The sequence below is a fragment of the Pseudomonas sp. SC3(2021) genome (assembly GCF_019856535.1).
In the GTDB taxonomy this organism is placed as follows: Bacteria; Pseudomonadota; Gammaproteobacteria; order Pseudomonadales; family Pseudomonadaceae; genus Aquipseudomonas; species Aquipseudomonas monsensis.
On record NZ_CP082236.1, the window covers coordinates 3,164,628 to 3,185,231 of the forward strand.

General features: G+C 60.9%; 17 protein-coding genes and 1 pseudogene. 5 read left to right on the plus strand and 13 right to left on the minus strand.

Annotated elements, in window-relative coordinates; translation table 11 throughout:
- Positions 1-16: 16 nt before the first annotated feature.
- The 6 genes from K5Y35_RS14060 to K5Y35_RS14085 are packed head-to-tail and all read right to left on the minus strand — an operon-like array spanning position 17 to position 6,736.
- Positions 17-1,348 (minus strand): DUF58 domain-containing protein, encoded by a 1,332-nt coding sequence (locus tag K5Y35_RS14060; protein ID WP_222832186.1) that lies wholly within the window; start codon positions 1,346-1,348, stop codon positions 17-19.
- Complete coding sequence (locus K5Y35_RS14065; RefSeq protein ID WP_123467264.1) at positions 1,345-2,346, minus strand: AAA family ATPase; 1,002 nt, start codon at positions 2,344-2,346, stop codon at positions 1,345-1,347. The genes K5Y35_RS14060 and K5Y35_RS14065 overlap by 4 nt, the downstream gene beginning before the upstream one ends.
- Positions 2,343-3,506, minus strand: a complete 1,164-nt coding sequence (locus K5Y35_RS14070) for a DUF4350 domain-containing protein (protein WP_222832187.1) — start codon at positions 3,504-3,506, stop codon at positions 2,343-2,345. The genes K5Y35_RS14065 and K5Y35_RS14070 overlap by 4 nt, the downstream gene beginning before the upstream one ends.
- Entirely contained in the window at positions 3,503-5,050 is a 1,548-nt protein-coding gene (locus K5Y35_RS14075; protein WP_128613819.1) for a DUF4129 domain-containing protein, read from the minus strand. The genes K5Y35_RS14070 and K5Y35_RS14075 overlap by 4 nt, the downstream gene beginning before the upstream one ends.
- Positions 5,037-6,014 carry a stage II sporulation protein M gene (locus tag K5Y35_RS14080; RefSeq protein ID WP_186748187.1) on the minus strand — a complete coding sequence of 326 codons (978 nt, stop codon included), beginning with the start codon at positions 6,012-6,014 and terminating at the stop codon, positions 5,037-5,039. Before K5Y35_RS14080 ends, K5Y35_RS14075 begins: the two co-directional genes overlap by 14 nt.
- The gene (locus K5Y35_RS14085) at positions 6,011-6,736 is read right to left on the minus strand and encodes an RDD family protein (RefSeq protein WP_222832188.1); all 726 of its coding nucleotides are present in this window, start codon (positions 6,734-6,736) and stop codon (positions 6,011-6,013) included. Before K5Y35_RS14085 ends, K5Y35_RS14080 begins: the two co-directional genes overlap by 4 nt.
- Positions 6,737-6,917: 181 nt before the next feature.
- Between K5Y35_RS14085 and sbcB the strand changes: the two genes are divergently transcribed.
- A complete protein-coding gene (sbcB, locus tag K5Y35_RS14090; protein WP_222832189.1) occupies positions 6,918-8,348 on the plus strand; it encodes an exodeoxyribonuclease I in 1,431 nt (476 codons plus the stop codon).
- A 97-nt stretch (positions 8,349-8,445) separates the two neighbouring features.
- On the opposite strand, the gene mvaT is transcribed toward sbcB, so the two are convergent.
- Positions 8,446-8,823, minus strand: a complete 378-nt coding sequence (gene mvaT / locus K5Y35_RS14095) for a histone-like nucleoid-structuring protein MvaT (RefSeq protein WP_038366705.1) — start codon at positions 8,821-8,823, stop codon at positions 8,446-8,448.
- Between the two features lie 336 nt (positions 8,824-9,159).
- Here mvaT and purU point away from each other — a divergent pair, with 336 nt between their 5' ends.
- Positions 9,160-10,008: a formyltetrahydrofolate deformylase gene (purU, locus tag K5Y35_RS14100; protein ID WP_123467252.1), complete on the plus strand. Its 849-nt coding sequence runs from the start codon at positions 9,160-9,162 to the stop codon at positions 10,006-10,008.
- Between the two features lie 102 nt (positions 10,009-10,110).
- A complete protein-coding gene (locus K5Y35_RS14105) occupies positions 10,111-10,287 on the plus strand; it encodes a hypothetical protein (protein WP_186748189.1) in 177 nt (58 codons plus the stop codon).
- Between the two features lie 29 nt (positions 10,288-10,316).
- Here the strand turns inward: K5Y35_RS14105 and K5Y35_RS14110 are convergent, their stop codons facing one another.
- The 5 genes and pseudogenes from K5Y35_RS14110 to K5Y35_RS28195 form a co-directional block, all read right to left on the minus strand.
- On the minus strand, positions 10,317-11,312 hold the full coding sequence (locus tag K5Y35_RS14110; protein WP_222832190.1) for a YbhN family protein: 996 nt from the start codon (positions 11,310-11,312) through the stop codon (positions 10,317-10,319).
- Positions 11,309-12,085 (minus strand): DUF2334 domain-containing protein, encoded by a 777-nt coding sequence (locus K5Y35_RS14115; protein WP_222832191.1) that lies wholly within the window; start codon positions 12,083-12,085, stop codon positions 11,309-11,311. Before K5Y35_RS14115 ends, K5Y35_RS14110 begins: the two co-directional genes overlap by 4 nt.
- On the minus strand, positions 12,078-13,190 hold the full coding sequence (locus K5Y35_RS14120; protein WP_410055899.1) for a glycosyltransferase family 4 protein: 1,113 nt from the start codon (positions 13,188-13,190) through the stop codon (positions 12,078-12,080). Before K5Y35_RS14120 ends, K5Y35_RS14115 begins: the two co-directional genes overlap by 8 nt.
- A gap of 207 nt (positions 13,191-13,397) precedes the next feature.
- Positions 13,398-14,162 (minus strand): methyl-accepting chemotaxis protein, encoded by a 765-nt coding sequence (locus tag K5Y35_RS28190; RefSeq protein ID WP_371043227.1) that lies wholly within the window; start codon positions 14,160-14,162, stop codon positions 13,398-13,400.
- Positions 14,163-14,303: 141 nt separating this feature from the next.
- Positions 14,304-15,287, minus strand: a pseudogene (locus K5Y35_RS28195) (cache and HAMP domain-containing protein); the annotation flags it as partial.
- A gap of 188 nt (positions 15,288-15,475) precedes the next feature.
- Between K5Y35_RS28195 and K5Y35_RS14130 the strand changes: the two are divergent.
- Positions 15,476-16,963, plus strand: a complete 1,488-nt coding sequence (locus tag K5Y35_RS14130; protein WP_222832193.1) for a helicase HerA-like domain-containing protein — start codon at positions 15,476-15,478, stop codon at positions 16,961-16,963.
- Positions 16,964-17,039: 76 nt separating this feature from the next.
- On the opposite strand, the gene K5Y35_RS14135 is transcribed toward K5Y35_RS14130, so the two are convergent.
- Entirely contained in the window at positions 17,040-17,495 is a 456-nt protein-coding gene (locus K5Y35_RS14135) for a DUF721 domain-containing protein (protein ID WP_123467243.1), read from the minus strand.
- A gap of 309 nt (positions 17,496-17,804) precedes the next feature.
- On the opposite strand from K5Y35_RS14135, the gene secA reads away from it, so the two are divergent.
- Positions 17,805-20,543: a preprotein translocase subunit SecA gene (gene secA, locus K5Y35_RS14140; RefSeq protein ID WP_123467241.1), complete on the plus strand. Its 2,739-nt coding sequence runs from the start codon at positions 17,805-17,807 to the stop codon at positions 20,541-20,543.
- Positions 20,544-20,604 lie beyond the last annotated feature (61 nt).

Sequence of the window (20,604 nt, forward strand, 5' to 3'; positions counted from 1 at the left end):
GCTGGGAGCGAAGACGCTACAGGTTTCCCGCTCGTTTCCACTGCAGATACTGCGTCACCAACTCGGCCCCTAACTCCGGGGGCCGAACATCCACCACCGGAACGCCATGCGCACTCAAGCGCTCATGGAGTTCTGCCCGCTCATTCAAGTAATTCACTGTCCCGCAATAAGCCAACGCCTCAGGCAGCGTTTGTACCGTGGTCTGGCGTAACGTATCCAGCGTCTCTTCACGCAGACTGGCCACCAGCACCCGATGTTGCGTGCTCAGGCGTTTGACCGCGTTGAGCAGTTCATCATCGTCTTCATCGCGCAGGTTGGTCACGAGAATGACCAGCGCCCGGCGCTTGTGCCGAAGCAGTAGCTGATTGACTGCAGCCTGATAGTCGGCAGGGCGTTGCGTGCTGTCGAGATCGTAGACGCTGTTGAGCAACACATTGAGCTGGCCGCTGCCTTTGACAGGCGCCAGATGGCGCGATTGATCGCCGGCGAAGGTGCTCAGCCCTACCGCATCGCCCTGACGCAATGCCACATGACTGAGCAGCAGGCAGGCATTGAGTGCGTGATCGAAATGCGACAGCTCATCGTCCTGGCTGCGCATCCGTCGGCCACAGTCGAGCATGAAGATGATTTGCTGATCGCGCTCGTCCTGATACTCCCGGGCAATCGGCGTGCGCTGGCGGGCGGTGGCTTTCCAGTCGATCTGACGCAGGCTGTCGCCTTCGCGGAATTCGCGCAGCTGATGGAACTCCAGACCCTGACCGCGACGCTGCCGCTGGCGTACGCCGAGCTGGCTGAGCCAGTTGTCCACGGCCAACAGTTCGCCACCGTAGAGTCGGGCGAAATCCGGGTAGACGCGGGTGTTGTCGACGACGCTGAGCAGGCGCTTGCCTGACCATAATCCCAGTGGGCTCGGCAGGTTGATCTCGCAATGTTCGAAGCTGAAGTGACCGCGTTTGAGCGGGCGCAGGCGATAGCCGATCAGGCTGCGCTGGCCGGGTTGCAGTTCGACCGACAGTGGCAAGTGCTCGAAACTCAAACCCTCGGGAACGTGATCGAACACTTGAACCTGCAACGGCTCGGTAAATTCATGCACGACCTCCAGACTTACCTCGCTCCAGCGACCGAGCGCCAGGCTGCCGGGAATCTGCCGACTGATGCGCACTGCGGGCAGGCGTTTGAGGCGCATTGCATCGAGCGTCGCCAAGGCGAGCAAGGCCAGTAGCAATCCCCAGTTGATCGACAGCAGGCTCGCCGGGACATTGATCTCCAGTGCTTGCAAGGTGCCCAGCACGATGCCGATGGCCGCCAGGATCAGCAGCCAGATCAGCAGCAAGCGCGAGGGTTTCACAGGCGCGGCGCCGGGACTTGATCGAGCAATTGCTGCAACACCTGATCGACTTGCAAGCCTTCGATATCCAGCTCCGGGGCGAGGCGCACACGATGGCGCAGCACGGCCAGGGCGCACCCCTTGATGTCGTCGGGAATCACGAATTCACCGCCACGCAACAGGGCACGGGCACGTGCGCAACGTGCCAGTGCAATCGAGGCGCGCGGCCCGGCGCCAAGGCTCAGGCCCGGCCAGGTGCGGGTGCTGCGTGCGAGTCTGACAGCATAGTCGAGCACCTGATCGTCCAGCGGCAAATCGCTGGCGATGCGCTGCAGTGCCTGCACATCCTTGGCCTGCAAGACCGTGCGCAGCGGCTGCACGTCGAGCATGTCGGCGCGGGTCGAACGGCTGACCTGACGCACCATGTTCAACTCTTGATCGGCATCGGGATAGTCCATGCGCACCTTGAGCATGAAGCGGTCGAGCTCGGCTTCCGGCAACGGATACGTGCCTTCCTGTTCGATCGGGTTTTGCGTGGCGAGGACCATGAACGGTTGAGCGATCGGCAGGGCCCGGCCCTCGAGGGTGACCTGGCGCTCCTGCATCGCTTCCAGCAACGCCGCCTGGGTTTTCGCCGGGGCGCGGTTGATCTCGTCGGCCAGCAGCAGGTTGGTGAACAGCGGGCCTTTGCGCAGCTTGAACTGTTCGGTCTGCAGGTCGTACACGGCGTGGCCGGTGACGTCGCTGGGCATCAGGTCCGGGGTGAACTGGATGCGCGCAAACTCGCCGCCAAAGCAGCGTGCCAGTGCCCGCACCAGCAACGTCTTGCCGAGCCCCGGCACGCCTTCGAGCAAGACGTGGCCACCGGCAATCAGCGCGGTCAACACGTCGTCGATCACGGCGTTCTGGCCAATCAGTGCCTTCTGCAATTCGCCGCGCACGGCCTGCGCCAACTGACTGGCGCGCTGGCGCTGCTGGGCGGCGTGGCTGGCGCTGCCGGGCTCGATCTGTTCAGTCATAACGTGTTCCTCAAGGTTTGCAGATGGGCGACCTGACGGCAGAAGTCAGCACTGGACAGGCGCCGCTTCGACACCGGGCTCAGGGCCTGGCTGATGGCGCGGGTGGGTTGCCGGGTCAGGCGTGACAGCGCCAGCCATTGCTCGGCGACGTTCAGTTGAGCGAAACCGGGATGTCGGCGCCGGGCGCGGCGCAGGACGTCCTGTTGCAAGGCCTGCAACAACGCCTGCTGACCCGAGTGGCGCAGGGTGAAGTCGGCACTCGCGCGCAGGTGTTCCTGCAACTGTCGGCGCCCCTGCGGCGCCGGCGCCTGCAGCGGACCATGACGTACGCCGGCCTGCCACAACCACAGGCCAATCAGCGCGAGCAGGGCGACGATGGCCTGGGGGAAATAGCGCCAGAGCAAAGTCAACAGGCCGTCGTGCACGGTGTTGTAAATCAGTGTGACGTCGGTGTCGGCGCTCAGATACCAGAGCAGCCAGGCGTTGTCGTACTGGCTGATGGCGGTGGTTTTCCAAAGGTCGGCATCGGTGACCACGGTGATCGAGCCGAGGCTGTAGGGCAGTTGCATCATGTGCGTGGCCTTGGCGCTGTTGGCCCAGGCCTGTGCGAGGTTCTTCGGGTCATCGAGATGGAAGTCGGTGTCGAACCCGGCGTAGGCCGGTGCGTCCTCATCTTCCAGGTACAACCTGGTCAGTTTCGGGAAGCGCTCTGATTCCGGAACAGGGGGGGAGTCTTTCAGATCCTTGCTCAAGGACTGATGCAGTTGTACCCGGTCGAGCAGCAGGTCGTTGCTCTGCTTGGTCTGCTCGTCCCATATCGACTCCGCCACGAACACCAGACGTCCGCCGGCGCGCGCCCAGTTCAATACCTGATCGACCTGACGCGGCGTCATCCGCGAACGGTCGTTGAACAGCAGAAGCGTGTGTCGACGCGGGTCGATCTGCGGCAATACGGTAAGGCTTTCAGCGTGGCTGACATTGATGCCGCGCTCACGCAGAAACATCTCAGCTGCCAGATAGGGATTGGCTTGCGCCGCCGGCGATGGGCCGTGATCGACCACTTCCTGATAAGGCCTGGCCTTGAGATACATAAACACGCTCAATACGCCGAGCAGCATGACGATCAGTGCGCCAAGCCACCACACCGTACGCCGGCTCAACGCGCAGTTCCGTGGTCGAACAACGCGCGCCAGCCATCGCACAATTGTTGTTGCAGATGCGCCGCCGGCAGGCGATGCCCATAGGCCATGTTTTGCCAGTGCGTGGTCAGGGTGCGGCTGAAGGCGAGCAGTTCCGGGCGCTGCAGCTGTTCGATCCGGGCGAGTACCTGATGTTCAGTGTCGGCGGATTTCAGCGGCAGATCGAAGTCATGGAGCAGTTGGCTGAGCAGCCCGCGATAGAGCAGGCTCAACGCTGCACGGGGCTGGCTGTGCCAGAGTTGTTCGGCACTGCCGGCGATATCGTCAGGCAGGGTGTCCCGGTTCAGATCCAGACCGAACGCCTGCGCTGGCAGGGCTCGTGCAGGCTTGGCCGGCAGTGTCGGGCGGCGACTGACAAAAGCTTGCAGAAACTCGCGATAGCGCCAGATCAACCCGCCGAGCAACGCGATGACAATGCCCCACAGCAGCACTTCAATGAACTTGGCGAGGGTGTTGAGGTGCTGACCGTCGAGCCAGCCCAACAGGGTTTTCAGCCACTGCGGCAATTCACCGGGCGTTTGCTCTTTGGCCGGGGCCGCCGGGTCATCGCCGAAGCGGTAACGAGTAACGCTTTCTTTGTTCTTGAACGGCGGTTGTTCAAGCAGGGCCTTGATGCTGTCGCGCGACGCCTGACTGGTCAGGGGCTGATTCAGCAGTCGTGGGGCGTCGGGGCCGGTGTCGGGTTCGCCAGCCCGGACTGACGGTACATTCGGCAACACCAGACAGACCGCCAGGATCAGCCCCAACACACTGTGGTTCAGACGCTGGCGTAAGCGGCGGAACACCAGTTCGATGTCCCAGGCTTCGAGTTGCGTGCGGCGGTTCAGATACAGGCTGAAACCACAGGCGACATATATCGGTTCCCACACCACGAGCACCAGCGCATACAAGGCATTGGTCAGGTGTTCGAGCCAGCGCCAGTCGTGATCCGCCGCGAGGATCAGCGACTGCCAGTCCCAGTCGGTTTCGATCTGCTGCGGCAAGAGCATGTAGAACAGCACCATCAGGCCGATCCACAGTGCGGTTTCCAGATGCACGCCGATGATGGTCAGCCATTGCGCGGCGCCGGCGTTGCGCTGCAGCAGTACGTGCAGACGTTGCTGCCTGGCATTGCCGTCCAGCCCTTCGAGCTGCATCACCGGCATCAGAAAACTGCGGCTGACACTCAGGCGTCGCCAGGTCAGACTGGCCAGCAGTTGTGGCCTGAGCAGACGCGGCCATTCGCGCAAGGCTTGTCCGAGTGTCGGCGTTTCCCCGAACAGCGCCCTGGACAGGATGTACAGCGGCAGTCGTTCATACGCCGGCTTCAGCCACCAGAAGATAAACACCGCCAGTGACGGCGAGTCCCACAACACCACCGTGAGCAAGGCAAACAGCGGCAGGGTGACGATCGCCCAACTGGTCATCAACAAACGTCGATGTTGCTGACACATGAGCACGCCCAGATCCATGGCTTCCCAGGTCGTGCGCGGACGGATCACCACGGTGGCGTCACTCAGGCGCATGGCGTGTCCTTCCGGCGAACAGCAAATAAGCGGCGACCCCTAACCACAGTCCCGCACCCACCAGATATTTGGTGTGCGGTGCAACGCTGGTTCTGGATGACCAGTACGCCTCGATGAACGCCGCAATAAGCAGGAACAGCATCACGCCGCAGACCAGCAACACGCTTTTGCGCGCCGCCCGTTTCAACGCCTCGGCGCGAGTCAGGCGGCCAGGGGCGATCAAGGCCCAGCCGAGTTCAAGACCGGCTGCGCCGGCAAGCGCGATCGCGGTCAGTTCAAAGGCACCATGGGCGATCACGAACGACCAGAAGGTCTGGCCGAAACCGATTTCGGTGAGGTGCCCGGCCACCGCGCCGATCACCAGACCGTTGTAGAACAGGAAAAACGCACTGCCCACGCCCATCAGCAAACCGCTGGCAAAGGTCTGAAAGGCGATGCCGATGTTGTGCATCACGTAGTAACCGAACATGACCCAGTCCTCACTGGCGGCACGTTCGACGGGGCGCCCGAGGTGACCGGCCACCGGGTCGTACATGCCTTGCATTTCACGCACCTGGTCGGCCGGGATCAGGTTGTAGACCAGTTCGGGAAAGGCATACACCAGCACGCCAACGCCGATCAGGCTCCCGAAAAACAGCAGGCCGGCGACCAGTACGAAGCGCCATTCGGCGCGCACCAGCCTGGGGAAGTCGGCAAGAATGAAACTCAAAAGGTTGGCGCCCAAACGGCTGCGATGCCGGTATAGCTGTTGGTGCCCGCGCAGTACCTGCTGTTGCAGCGAGTCGATGAGGAAACTGCTGTAACCGCGTTCCCGGGCCAGTGCCAGGTGGTGGCAGAGGCTGCGATAGGCTTTGGGGAAACCGGCGACTTGCGAGGTGTCCTTGCCGCGCTCGAGACGTTCGAGGGTCAGCGCAAAACGCTCCCATTCGGCCTTGTGACGACTTTCGAAAAGGCTTTGCTTCATGTCGGCCCCAACAAGCCACGGGCGATGCCATTGAGTTCCGCGACTGCCTTCGGCGCGGAGATATGCAGTGGCTGGGCCAGCAATGCTGCCAGTTCATTGACCCGCGACACTGACAACTCGCCCTGACGTTCGGCAAAGCCGAGGATGGCGCGTTGTTCGTTGAGGCTGAGGGCAATGGGTGATCGACGAGGTTCGGCGCTCGGCAATGCCGGGCGAGTCAGTGGCCGCTCGCTGTAGACCACCAGCGTGCCCGCTGCCATATCGCCAAGCCGTTTGAAGGTCGGGTGTTGCAGGCAATTGATCGCGCCGAGGAAGTAGCCGAACGGCAGCAGGTCGACGAAGCGCAGCAGGTTGCGCAGCAGCGAAGCCGACCAGCCGACGGGCGTGCCGTCGTCGTGCACCACGCGCAGGCCCATCCACTGTTTGCCCGGCGAGCGGCCCTGACGCAACACTTCGAACAGCACCATGTACCACCAGCTGATCGCAAACAGTAGCAGCGAGCCCAGACCCATGCCGAGCTTGCCGAGAAACGCCAGAGCGATAAACAGCACGGCCATGATCGCCCCGCGAATGCCCAGATCGATCGTGAAGGCCACGGCCCGCACCATCAGCCCGGCCGGGCGCAATGGCAGGTCGATGCCTTCCGGCGTTTCGACCTGATACCGCGTATCCAGCGGCGGGGTCAGCGGTGCTTTCCTTGGCAGTGCTGTAGGCTCGAGCATGGGCTACCTGATGTTCGCCTGTTCGGGGTGCAAGTGAGTCCGATGCTAGCAGTCTCTCGGGGGAAAACGACATAACTATGTATTGCACATCGTGTGTCGCAGGGTGCCTGAATGACGCGAGGCTGGCCGCGACCGCAGTTGAACGCCTAGACTTCGCCGATCTTCAGTTCAGGAACCGCCCGTGACTTCTATCTTCTGGTACGACTACGAAACCACTGGCATCAATCCCCGTAGCGATCGCCCGTTGCAGGTGGCGGGGATTCGCACTGACCACGCGCTCAACGAAATCGACGAGCCGGTCAACCTCTACTGCCAGCCCAGCGAAGACATCCTGCCGCATCCGGCCGCCTGTGCCATCACCGGTATCACCCCGAGCCAGCTCGCCGAACAGGGCTTGAGCGAAGCCGATTTCATGACCCGCGTGCACGCGCAGCTTGCTGCGCCAGGCACGTGTGGCGCGGGTTACAACACCCTGCGTTTCGATGACGAGATGACGCGTTACAGTCTGTATCGCAATTTCTTCGACCCCTATGCCCGCGAGTGGCAGGGCGGGAACAGTCGCTGGGATCTGATTGATGTGGTGCGTGCGGCCTATGCCTTGCGCCCCGACGGTCTGGTCTGGCCGACCGATGACGAAGGCCGGGTGACCCTCAAGCTCGAACGCCTGACCGCCGCCAATCACATTGATCATGGGCATGCCCACGAAGCGTTGTCCGACGTGCGCGCGACCATCGCCCTGGCGCGCTTGATCCGTGAGAAGCAGCCAAAACTCTATGACTGGCTGTTTCAGTTGCGCAGCAAGCAGAAGGTGATGGATCAGATTCGCCTGTTACAGCCTTTGGTGCATGTGTCCGGGCGCTTCTCGGCGGCGCGCAGTTACGTCGGTGTGGTGCTGCCACTGGCCTGGCACCCGAAGAATCGCAATGCCTTGATCGTCTGCGATCTGCACCTCGATCCGCAGGGCTTGCTCGATCTTGACGCGCAGACCCTGCGCCAGCGGCTGTACACCCGTCGTGACGATTTGCCCGAAGGCCAACTGCCGGTGCCGCTCAAGCTGATTCACATCAATCGTTGCCCGGTGGTCGCGCCCCTGGCGGTGTTGCGTGGCGAAGATCAGCAGCGTCTGGGGCTGGACATGGCGTTGTATCAGGCACGAGCACTGCGACTAACTGACGCACAACAAGTTTGGAAAGATAAAGTCGCGGCCATTTATGCCAGCGAAGATTTCATCCCCAGCGAAGATCCGGAGCAACAGTTGTACGACGGATTTATCGGTGACCGCGATCGACGTCTATGTGAGCAAGTCAGAAGCGCTGACCCTGCTCAACTAGCGCAAGAGCAATGGCCTTTCGATGATGAACGTTTGCCCGAATTGCTCTTTCGATATCGAGCGCGCAACTTTCCCGATACGTTGAATTCTGAAGAGCAAGAACGCTGGCGGATATTTTGTCAGCAGCGTTTGTCTGCGCCGGAATGGGGCGCTCCGAATACCTTGGAATCTTTTACAGAGGCGGCCGGCGAATGGATGCATAGTGCGACGGCGAGTCAGAAAGAGGTGCTCAATCAATGGCAGAATTATGTCCAGGCATTACGCAAACGTTTGGATCTTTGAAAACGAACATGACCGGCTCTGAAAAACGCACATAAAAAAACGCCAGCATTCGCTGGCGTTGTTTTTTTCGCGGATTGCTCTGCGAAGGCGTTGCGGCTTAGCCCAGCAGGGTAGCCCAACCTTCAACCACGTCGCCGCCCCACTTGGCTTTCCACTCTTTCAGAGTTTTGTGGTTGCCACCTTTGGTTTCGATGACTTCGCCATTGTGCGGGTTTTTGTATTGTTTAACTTTGCGTGCACGCTTGGTGCCAGTAGTTTTTACTGCACCGCCACGTGGTGCCTTGGTTTTTGCATCCGGATCCAGCAGTGCGATGATGTCGCGCAGGGATTTGGAGTATTCGCCCATCAGGGTGCGCAGTTTGCCTTCGAATTCCAGCTCGGCTTGCAGTTTGTCGTCTTGCGACAGGTTCTTCAAACGGGCTTGCAGCTCTTTGATTGCTTCTTCGGTGGCGCGATATTCGTTGATCAAGGACATGATTACTACCTTAGTAGAGTGCTGAATGACAGGGGACAGTGCCGCAATAATAGTCAGGCTGTTTCATCAAGTAAACATTTAACCGGACTTTTTATTTAATTTAGTTACAAGAGTTAGCGATAAATTGAATGCCCCGTTAAATAGTGTGATGCAGTCATCACAGATATTCACAGTTGCCTGATCAACCAGGCCATCGGCGCGCCACTGTCCTGACGAATCATTCCGCCAAAAAGCCGTAATTCGCAGCGGCAGCCACGGTAACGGTCATCAATACTGCAGTTTTCCTGCGCAGTCGCTAGAATGGCGGCCTTTGCGAAGTTCTGGAGTTTCCCCCTCATGCGCACCTATCGGCTGGTGATCTCTTGCCCGGACCGCGTTGGCATCGTTGCCAAAGTCAGTAACTTTCTGGCGTCCCACAACGGCTGGATCACTGAAGCGAGCCACCACTCCGACAATCAGATCGGCTGGTTCTTCATGCGTCACGAAATTCGTGCCGATTCGCTTCCCTTCGGTATTGAAGTATTGCGCGAGAAGTTTGCGCCAATCGCCGAAGAGTTCTCGATGGACTGGCGCATCACCGACACCGAGCAGAAAAAGCGCGTGGTGCTCATGGCCAGCCGCGAATCCCACTGCCTGGCCGACCTGCTGCACCGCTGGCACAGCGATGAACTGGACTGCGAAATCTCTTGCGTGATTTCCAACCACGACGACTTGCGCAGCATGGTCGAGTGGCACGGCATTCCTTATTACCATGTCCCGGTCAATCCGCAGGACAAGCAACCGGCGTTCGCCGAAGTGTCGCGCCTGGTCAAACAGCACGATGCCGAAGTGGTGGTGCTGGCGCGCTACATGCAGATTCTGCCGCCGGAGCTGTGCCGCGAATATGCGCACAAGGTGATCAACATTCACCACAGCTTCCTGCCATCGTTCGTCGGTGCCAAGCCGTACCACCAGGCTTCCCTGCGTGGGGTGAAACTGATCGGTGCGACCTGCCACTACGTGACCGAAGAGCTGGATGCCGGCCCGATCATCGAGCAGGACGTGGTCCGTGTCAGCCACAGCGACAGCATCGAAGACATGGTGCGTTTCGGTCGCGATGTCGAGAAGATGGTGCTGGCCCGTGGCTTGCGTTATCACCTCGAAGATCGCGTGCTGGTGCACGGCAACAAGACCGTGGTGTTCTGATCGAACGCACGTGCGCTTGAATTCTGAAGGGCCTGGGCGTTCAATCGCTCAGGCCCTTCTTCATTCAGGCCCCTTCGCCGTTTCCGACCCGAGGACATGCTGATGAGCGATCCACTGGACAAAGCCACTTCCAAAGCGCCCGCCACATTGGGCGAAGGTTGTCTGAGCCGCTATGACCCGGAGGATATGAGCCCGGAGGATGGTACGGAGTTTCCCGGGGCTGCCGAGTTGTGGGAGCAGTTAAAGGAAGAATCCGACGATTCAGATTCCAGACGCTGAAAAGATCACTGCCGAAATCTGTGATCTTTTTACGTCTGCGACACCTTCATCAATTTGCGCAACAGCGGCCGCCCCAACATCAACAGAAACACCGGCCCACCTACCAGCAAATAGAAGTAATACGTCACCACTCGCCAGATCAGGATCGCTGCCGCGGCGGTGGATTTGCCGACCATGGGCGTCAACAGTGCCGCCGAAGTCAACTCCGCAGCGCCCGCGCCGCCGGGTAACAGGCTGAACTGCCCGGCACCCAGCGACAGCATCTGTACCAGAAAACTCCACGCCCACTGCAGGTCCGCGCCCAGCCCGCGCAGGGCCAGATACAGCACGCTGTAGCGCAGCAGCCAATGCACGCAGGTCAGGGCAAAAACCTTGATCAAGGTCTGTGTCGGCAGTTTCAGCGTGTCGATGAACGCCGCGAGAAAGTGCAGGAGTTTGCGCGCCCAGCGCCGGCGCGTACGGTGCTGGACATTCATGCCCGCGAGCAGGCGTCCGCTCAGGCGAATCAAGCGGCGATGGTAGCGCGCCAGGACGACGCAACTGAGCAGGCCGCCGAACAGGGAAACCGCGCTGACGATCAGCAGCCACTCCAGGCGATCGCTGAGGTGCTGAAACAACGCGTAGATCAGAATCGCGCTCAGGGCGCAGAGAAAGAACAGCAAGTCGCTCAACTGATCCATGGCAAACACCGCGCTGCCACGGGCCGGGCGCACCCCGCAGCGGGCCAGCAGCGCCATGATCGTCAGCGGTCCGCCGCTGCCGCCGGGGGTGGCGCAGTAGGCGAATTCGGCGGCCATCACCACCCCCAGACTCTTCAGCGGTGTGACGCGCTCCCGTTGATCGCCGAGCAACAGCCTCAGGCGCAGGGTGTTGATTCCCCAGCACAGCAGAATCATGCCGAACATGATCAGCAACCAGTTCAGCGGAAAGCTTTGCAGGCGCGCCCAAGTGTCGCTGCCGCCCAGCACGACAGGGATCAGCACCGCCGCGAGCAAGCCGATCAACAACAGAATGCCGCGGCTCATGCGGCGTGCTCCAGGCACTGGCGCTGTTGCGTCAGCCAGTCGATCTTGGTCATTGGCACTCGTCCTTCAGCCAGCAGTCGTTCAAGGGTGTGCAGCCAGTAATCCCGAGAGAAGGGGTGGCGCATGTCCACCGGGTGCAAGCCTAGACGAATCACCGGTGCCTGGCGCCAGCGCTGTTCGCGCTGGGCACTGACTATTTTTGACACGCCCCGACGCCAGGCACTGCGCGCGCTCCAGACCAGCCCCGGGGCAGCGATGGGAGTGAAATCCGGCAACCGATAGAGATGTTGCGGATCACTGGTGTAGCTCAGCGGCAATTCGCGCAAGGCCTGACGGGTGCCGTCGCTCATCAGCCACGCCGGGGCGACAAAACCGTGCAGCGGCCAATCGTGGCGTTGGAACGTTGCAATGCCGGCACGCAGGCGGGCGAGGGCGGCCTCGTGTGGCAACTGATAGAACTCGCCCTCATGGGTGTAGAGACGACGCATGAACCAGTCGCGCGGCGTGCTCGGGCCGGGTTCCTGGTCGTCATGGAAATAGCCGTGCAGGGCCAGTTCATCGCCACGGGCAACGCGTTCGCTGAGCAAGCGACAGAACCCCGGATGGGCGTCGAGCGCGTTACGGCGGTGAAAATCCGGCACGACCAGCCAAGTCATCGGCACGTCACCCATGGCGTCGGCGGCTTCGACAAACGCTTGGTAGTCCGCCCATGTTTGCGGTGCCACGTCGTGCAGCACCAGTAACACGGCGGGACGATTCAGTGGCTCAGCCATTGGCAACCTTGGGCAGCGCGTGGCCGAGCACGGCGTGATAGTGGCCGAGCAGGCTGTCGACCACCGTGTCCCAGGCGTAATGCCGCTCAACATGCTGGCGTGCCTGCTGACCGAGCTTTTCAGCGCCGCGACTGAACAGCTCGCGCACGGTATTGGCCATGGCTTGCGGGTCATTCGGTGCACAGAGCAGGCCGCAGGATTCGCTGACGATCTCTGTGAAAGCGCCGGCCGCCACGGCCACCACCGGAATGCCACAGGCCATGGCTTCAAGGATCACCAGACCGAAGGTTTCCTGATCGCCGGCATGCAACAGCGCATCGGCGCTGGCCATCAGGCGCGCGACGGTCGCCGCCGGGCAGAAGCTGTCGATCACGCTGACATTGTCTGGCACCCCGGCGGGCATTGACGAACCGACCAGCAACAATTGATAGCGTGGGCCCAGGCGCTGCATGCATTTGAGCAGGATCGGCAGGTTTTTTTCTTTCGAGCCGCGCCCGGCGAAGATCAACAGGCGTGTGTCCTCACCGATGCCCAGTTCTGCGCGCAGTCCGGGGGCGCGGGCGTCAGGATGGAAGGTTTGCAAATCGACGCCCAGCGGTTGCACGAACACATTGCGCACCCCAAGGCCGATGAGTTTGTCGGCCATCACCTGACTCGGCGCCAGGACCCGGTCGAAGTTGCCATAGAGCCGGGTGACATAAGCTTCGATATTCGGCGTGACCCAATGGCCCATGCGGTTGCTGACCAGCAGTGGCAGGTCCGAGTGATAAAAGCCGATCACCGGCACATCCAGTTGCCGCCGCGCATCCAGGGCAGCCCAGGCGGTCAGATACGGATCGCCCACTTCGATCAGATCGGGCTGCAAATCCTGCAGGACGTTGCGCCACGGCGCCAGCCGCACCGGGAAACGATAGCCTTTGCCAAAGGGCAGAGCGGGGGCGGGAACCGTGTAAACACCATCGTGTTCACTGAAGTGGGCGCCAGGGATCAGCAGGCTGTGGCGAGTTGCAGGTTTAACGCCCAGCCGGCGGTGTTTGGCATCCAGATAAGTCCGCACGCCGCCGCTGGCCGGGGCGTAGAACATGGTGATGTCGGCGATGTGCACGGTGACTGTCCCTCCGCTGCGTGGTACTCCCTTGGTTGACCTTTATCAAGAATAGATGTTCGGTCGGGATTGCGCGGTGGGGCGGTTAGTGAAGTGTTGCCGTGTTTTGCGGTCCGTAATCGCTGGCAGGCGGGTTTCCACAGGGATTTGCGATAACGCAGTTCCCATGTGTGAGCCAGCCTGCTGGCGATGAGGGGCGTGCAGACGCTAGATGCGGAAACTGCCGACCAGTTGCTTCAACCGCGAAGCCTGTTGTTCCAGATCGGAACAGGCGCGCAACGTTGCCTGCAGGTTTTCCACGCCTTCCTGGTTCAGCGTGTTGATCTCGGTGATGTCGACGTTGATCGACTCCACCACCGCCGTCTGCTCCTCGGTCGCCGTGGCCACCGACTGGTTCATCCCGTCGATCTCGCCAATGCGCTGAGTCACGCTGTTCAGGCGCTCCCCGGCGAGGTTGGCAATCTCGACGCTGTCCTGACTGTGGCGCTGGCTGTCGCTCATGGTGCTCACCGATTCGCGGGCACCGACTTGCAGCTCCTCGATCATGGTCTGCACCTGTTGCGCCGATTCCTGGGTGCGGTGCGCCAGGTTGCGCACTTCATCCGCCACCACGGCAAAGCCACGGCCGGCCTCACCGGCACGCGCCGCTTCGATCGCGGCGTTGAGCGCCAGCAGGTTGGTTTGCTGGGAAATGCTGGTGATCACTTCGAGAATCTGGCCGATGTTCACGGTTTTGCTGTTCAGCGACTCGATGTTGCTGCTCGAGGCGCTGAGCATGCTCGACAGCTGATTCATTGCCTTGATGCTGCGATCGACCACTTGCTGGCCGTCTTCGGCGAGGCCACGGGCGTCGCTGGCCTGGTTCGAGGCTTGCGCGGCGTTACGGGCGATTTCCTGGGCGGCGGCGCCGAGCTGGTTGATCGCGGCGGCCACGCTGCTGGTGCGCGAAGCCTGTTGATCGGAGTTGTACATCGACGAATTCGACGCCGCGACCACGCGCAACGCGACCTCGTTGACCTGTCCGGTGGCCGACGACACTTCGCGGATCGAGCTATGAATACGCTCGACGAAACGGTTGAACGCCGTGCCCAGCACACCGAATTCATCGTGATTGACGATGGTCAGCCGTTTGGTCAGGTCGCCTTCGCCGTCGGCGATGTCTTCCATGGCGCGGGTCATGACGTGCAGCGGCTGGATCAGCAGGCGGATCAGCATGCCGAGCAGGGCGATGATGATCGCCACCGCAATGATGGTCGCAATCACCGCCGAGGTGCGGAACTGGCTGAGCATGGCGAAGGCCTTGTCCTTGTCCACCGACAGGCCGATGTACCAGTTCACCGACGGCAGGCCTTTGATTGGTGCGAAGGTCACGATACGGGTTTTGCCATCGACGGTGACTTCACTGAAATCGCCGCTGATGCGCGGGGTGTCCTGGGGATAGGCTTCCTTCAGTGATTTCATCACCAGTGCCTTGTCCGGGTGCACGAGGATCTTGCCGTCCGAGCTGACCAGGAACACATAACCCATGCCGTCGAAATCCCGCGCGGCGAGGGTGTCGACCAGCGATTGCAGGCTCAGGTCGCCGCCGACCACGCCAACGCTCTGGCCGGCCTTCTTCGAGGCGGTGGCGATGGAAATGATCAACTGGCCGGTGGCCGCGTCGATGTATGGTTCGGTCAGGGTCGAGGTGCTGCTGCTCTCGGCGCCCTTGTACCAGGGACGAACCCGAGGGTCGAAACCGTCCGGCATCTTCGTATCCGGGCGAATGGTGAAGTGACCGGTGGCGTCACCCAGATAGGTGGCCATGAACGTCGACGTCAGGGTTTTCTGTTCCAGCAGGCTGGCGACGTTGGCGGACTCGGGGTTGATGGCGATGTTCTGGGCGGCGTTTTCGATCAGCAGGATGCGACCGTTGAGCCAGGTCTGGATATTGCCGGCAGTGACTTCGCCCATCTCGTTGAGATAGTTCTTCAGGTCATCGCGGATCGCGTTGCGCTGGAGCCAGTCGTTGTACAGCGTGAACGAGGCGAAGGCGGCGATGACGATGAGGGCGGCGGCAAGCAAAATTTTATGGCTGAAGCGCAGATTTTTGTTCATGGCTTGGGGTTCCGCTAAGGTCTTAATGTCCAGGGCGTGCTTTTATAGAAGCGCGCGTAATGGGCAAGGGTGAAAGTAAGCTGATATTTCCGTCTCTCCTTAGGGAAATGTCCGGCCCGACTTGTGATCGGGCTCTCACCTCTGTTTATCGGCCATGCAGAATCAAAGATTAACCATTGGGTGACAAAATGCCTGACTCCTCGCAACTCGTAATCGGTGCCGAACTCACAGGACAGCAGGTGGGGCAGGCCATGCGCCTGGCGAACCGCCACGGGCTCGTCGCCGGCGCCACCGGTACGGGTAAAACCGTCACCTTGCAGCGCCTTGCCGAAGCGTTCAGCGACGCCGGCGTGGCGGTGTTTGCCGCCGACATCAAGGGTGATCTGTGCGGCCTTGGCGCCGCTGGCAACCCAAAGGGCAAGGTCGCTGAGCGCATTGCCGGCATGCCGTGGCTCAATTACCAGCCCAAGGCTTACCCGGTGACGTTGTGGGACATCCACGGCGAGTCCGGTCATCCGTTGCGCACCACGCTGAGCGAAATGGGCCCGCTGTTGATCGGCAGCCTGCTGGAACTCACCGACAGCCAGCAGTCGGCGCTGTATGCCGCGTTCAAGGTCGCAGACCGCGAAGGGCTTTTGCTGCTGGACTTGAAGGACCTCAAGGCCCTGCTTAACCACCTCAAGGACAATCCGCAGCTGCTTGGCGAAGACGCGGCGCTGATGACCACCGGTTCCAGTCAGGCACTGTTGCGGCGACTGGCGATCCTCGAACAGCAGGGCGCCGAGGCGCTGTTTGGCGAGCCGGCGCTGCAACTCGAAGACATTCTGCAACCGACCGCCGACGGCCGTGGACGCATTCATCTGCTGGACGCCAGTCGTCTGGTGCATGAAGCACCGAAGGTCTACGCGACCTTCCTGTTGTGGCTGCTGGCCGAGCTGTTCGAGCAGTTGCCGGAGCGCGGCGATGCCGATAAACCCCTGCTGGCCTTGTTCTTCGATGAGGCGCACTTGCTGTTCGGTGACACGCCCAAGGCCTTGCAGGAGCGCCTGGAGCAAGTGGTGCGGCTGATTCGTTCGAAAGGCGTCGGCGTGTACTTTGTGACCCAGTCGCCGGCGGACTTGCCGGATGACGTGTTGGCGCAACTGGGGTTGCGCGTTCAGCACGGTTTACGTGCGTTCACCGCCAAGGAGCAGAAATCCCTGCGGGCAGTGGCCGATGGCTTCCGGCCGAACCCGGAATTCGACAGCCTGGCGGTGTTGACGGAGCTTGGCATCGGCGAGGCGCTGGTCGGCACGCTGACAGAAAAAGGTACGCCGGAAATGGTCCAGCGCGTCCTGGTGGCGCCGCCGCAGTCGCGGATCGGGCCGCTGAGCGAAACCGAACGCACGGTATTGATCGCCGGGTCGCCGTTCAAGGGCCGATATGACAAACCGATCGACCGAGAGTCGGCGTATGAAATTCTGATGGGGCGCAAGGGGCTGGCGCCAGAAACTGAGGTCCCGGCAGGTAAGCCCGTGCCCGAAGAGCCGAGTCTTGCCGACAGGGCCGGGGAGTTTCTCGGGACGGCGGCCGGGCAGGCGTTGAAATCCGCCATGCGCCAGGCGGCCAATAATTTGGGTAAACAACTGGTGCGCGGCTTGATGGGCTCTTTGCTTGGAGGCAGCAAACGCCGCTGACCATTCTTTGCCGGCGAGCTAAATGTGGGAGCGAGGCTGCTCCCACATTGGATCTGCGCCCACGTTCAGATAGATTTCAGGACTTGTCTTTAGCGTGCGCCGCCAGCCGTTCCAGTGCCGCCCGCAGCCCCGGATCACTGATCCCGTCGGCCGTGGCCTGAATGGTCGCCGCCGCATCCGTCGACAAATCCATCGTATGTCCGGTCGCCCCGCGCTGCACGGTAGGCGGCTGCACCTTGAACAGAATGCGTGTCAGGCTGGCGAACTCGTCGAACATCTGCAATTGCCGCTGCAAGCGTTTCTGCTGATAACGCAGACGGGTGGCCCAATGGCCGTCGGTGACAATCAGCAACAGACTGCCTTCACGCCAGGACGCCACATGACAATGTTCGCGGGCGGCGGGTTGCAGTTGGCTTTCGAGCAAGCGTTGCAGATGCCCCAGACGTTGGGCATGGCCGAGAATGGCTTTGAGCGGCTTGGCTTCGCGCAGCAGAACGGCGGGTGCTCTGGCCGTAAGAGGGCGGAATGCCATGATCGAACACCTGAAGTAACAGAAACGCCATGGTAGCAGAAAGCGGCAAAATCACTCGCCCATTGCTTTTGTCCCTGCTTTACCCATTAAATCAACGACTAACTTCTTTCCTGTACGGGTTGAAGTTGAGCAAAACGCCCCTATCTTAAGTGAGCCCCGTCAAAGCGCAGTGCCAGCATCGTGGAACATCGCCACTTTCCTCACTTCCGTTTCCGGGTAGAATGCTCGTTCGCATGCGGCCATGAGGGCTGCACGGGCGACGCTCACGGGGCCGCCCTCCATCCCTTTAGTGTGGAAGATCCTGCCGATATGTTTGCGCCTTTGTTAAAGAAACTTTTTGGAAGCAAGAACGAGCGTGAAGTCAAACGCATGCTCAAGACGGTGCAGCTCGTCAATGCCTTCGAAGAGCAAATGGTGGCCCTTTCGGACGATCAATTGCGTGCCAAGACCGCCGAGTTCAAGGCCCGCATCGCCAAAGGGGAAACCCTCGACAAGCTGCTGCCAGAAGCCTTTGCGGTCGCCCGCGAAGCCGGCAAGCGCGTCATGGGCATGCGCCACTTCGACGTACAGCTCGTCGGTGGCATGACCCTGCACGAAGGCAAAATTGCCGAAATGCGTACCGGTGAGGGTAAAACCCTCGTGGCGACCCTGGGTGTTTACCTCAACGCGCTGTCCGGCAAGGGCGTGCACGTGGTGACGGTGAACGACTACCTGGCCCGTCGTGACGCCAACTGGATGCGTCCGCTGTATGAATTCCTCGGCCTGACCGTCGGCGTCGTGACGCCGTTCCAGCCGCCGGAAGAGAAGCGTGCCGCCTACGCCGCCGACATCACCTACGGCACCAACAACGAATTCGGGTTCGACTACCTGCGCGACAACATGGCGTTCAGCATGGAAGAAAAATTCCAGCGCGAACTCAATTTTGCCGTGATCGACGAAGTCGACTCCATCCTCATCGACGAAGCGCGTACCCCGCTGATCATCTCCGGTCAGGCCGAGGACAGCTCCAAGCTGTACATGGAGATCAATAAACTGATCCCGCAGCTGGAACTGCACGTCGAAGAAGTCGAAGGCGAAGTCACCAAGGCCGGCCACTACACCGTTGACGAGAAGACCCGTCAGGTCGAGCTCAACGAAGCCGGTCACCAGTTCATCGAAGACATGCTCACCCGCGTCGGCCTGCTGGCTGAAGGCGAAAGCCTGTACTCGGCACACAACCTGGGCCTGCTGACCCACGTGTATGCCGGTCTGCGTGCGCACAAGCTGTTCAACCGCAACATTGAATACATCGTGCAGGACGGTCAGGTCGTACTGGTCGACGAACACACCGGTCGTACCATGCCGGGTCGTCGTCTCTCCGAAGGCCTGCACCAGGCCATCGAAGCCAAGGAAGGTCTGAACATCCAGGCCGAAAGCCAGACCCTGGCCTCGACTACGTTCCAGAACTACTTCCGTCTGTACACCAAGCTGTCCGGCATGACCGGTACCGCCGACACCGAAGCGTTCGAATTCCACCAGATCTATGGTCTGGAAGTCATGGTCATTCCGCCGAACAAGCCGTTGGCGCGTAAGGACTTCAACGACCTGGTGTTCCTCACCGCCGAAGAGAAGTACGCGGCGATCGTGGCGGACATCAAGGAAAGCATGGCCGCCGGTCGTCCGGTGCTGGTGGGTACTGCCACCATCGAAACCTCCGAGCACATGTCCGCATTGCTCGTGAAGGAAGGCATCGAACACAAGGTTCTGAACGCCAAGTTCCACGAAAAAGAAGCCGAGATCATCGCACAGGCCGGTCGTCCGGGCGCCCTGACCATCGCCACCAACATGGCCGGTCGTGGTACCGACATCCTGTTGGGCGGTAACTGGGAAGTGGAAGTCGCGTCGCTGGAGAACCCGACCCCCGAGCAGATCGCGCAGATCAAGGCCGACTGGCAGAAGCGCCACCAGCAAGTGCTGGAATCCGGCGGTCTGCAGGTGATCGCGTCCGAGCGTCACGAATCCCGTCGTATCGACAACCAGCTGCGTGGCCGTGCCGGCCGTCAGGGCGATGCCGGTTCCAGCCGCTTCTACCTGTCGCTGGAAGACAGCCTGATGCGCATCTTCGCTTCTGACCGGGTGAAGAACTTCATGAAGGCCCTGGGCATGCAGCCGGGCGAAGCGATCGAGCACCGCATGGTGACCAACGCGATCGAGAAGGCGCAGCGCAAGGTTGAAGGCCGCAACTTCGATATCCGCAAGCAACTGCTCGAGTTCGACGACGTCAACAACGAACAGCGTAAAGTGATCTATCACATGCGTAACACGTTGCTGGCCGCTGACAACATCGGTGAAACCATCGCCGATTTCCGTCAGGACGTGCTCAACGCCACCGTCAGTGCCCACATTCCGCCGCAATCGCTGCCAGAGCAGTGGGACGTCGCCGGTCTGGAAGCCTCGATTGCCAGCGATTTCGGCGTGAAACTGCCGATCCAGCAGTGGCTTGACGAAGACGATCACCTGTACGAAGAAACCCTGCGTGAGAAGCTGATGCAGGAGCTGATCGCCGCGTACAACGAAAAAGAAGACCAGGCCGGTGCCGACGCACTGCGCTCCTTCGAGAAACAAATCGTTCTGCGCGTACTGGACGATCTGTGGAAAGACCACCTGTCGACCATGGATCACCTGCGTCACGGCATCCACCTGCGTGGCTACGCCCAGAAGAACCCGAAGCAGGAATACAAGCGCGAGTCGTTCACGCTGTTCTCCGAGCTGCTGGATTCGATCAAGCGCGACTCGATCCGTGTGTTGTCGCACGTTCAGGTTCGTCGCGAAGATCCGGAAGCCGAAGAACAACGCCTGCGTGAGGAGGCCGAAGCACTGGCCGCCCGCATGCAGTTCGAACACGCCGAAGCCCCGGGCCTGGACCAGCCGGAAGCCCTGGTCGGTGAAGAGGTCGATGTCGCCCTCGCCACTGCCCCGGTTCGCAACGAGCAGAAGCTGGGCCGCAACGAACTGTGCTACTGCGGTTCGGGCAAGAAATTCAAGCATTGCCACGGGCAGATCCAGTAAAACCCGTTTCAATCGCTGAAATACCCGCGCCGCGACCGGCTCCTGCCGTCGCGGCGTTTTG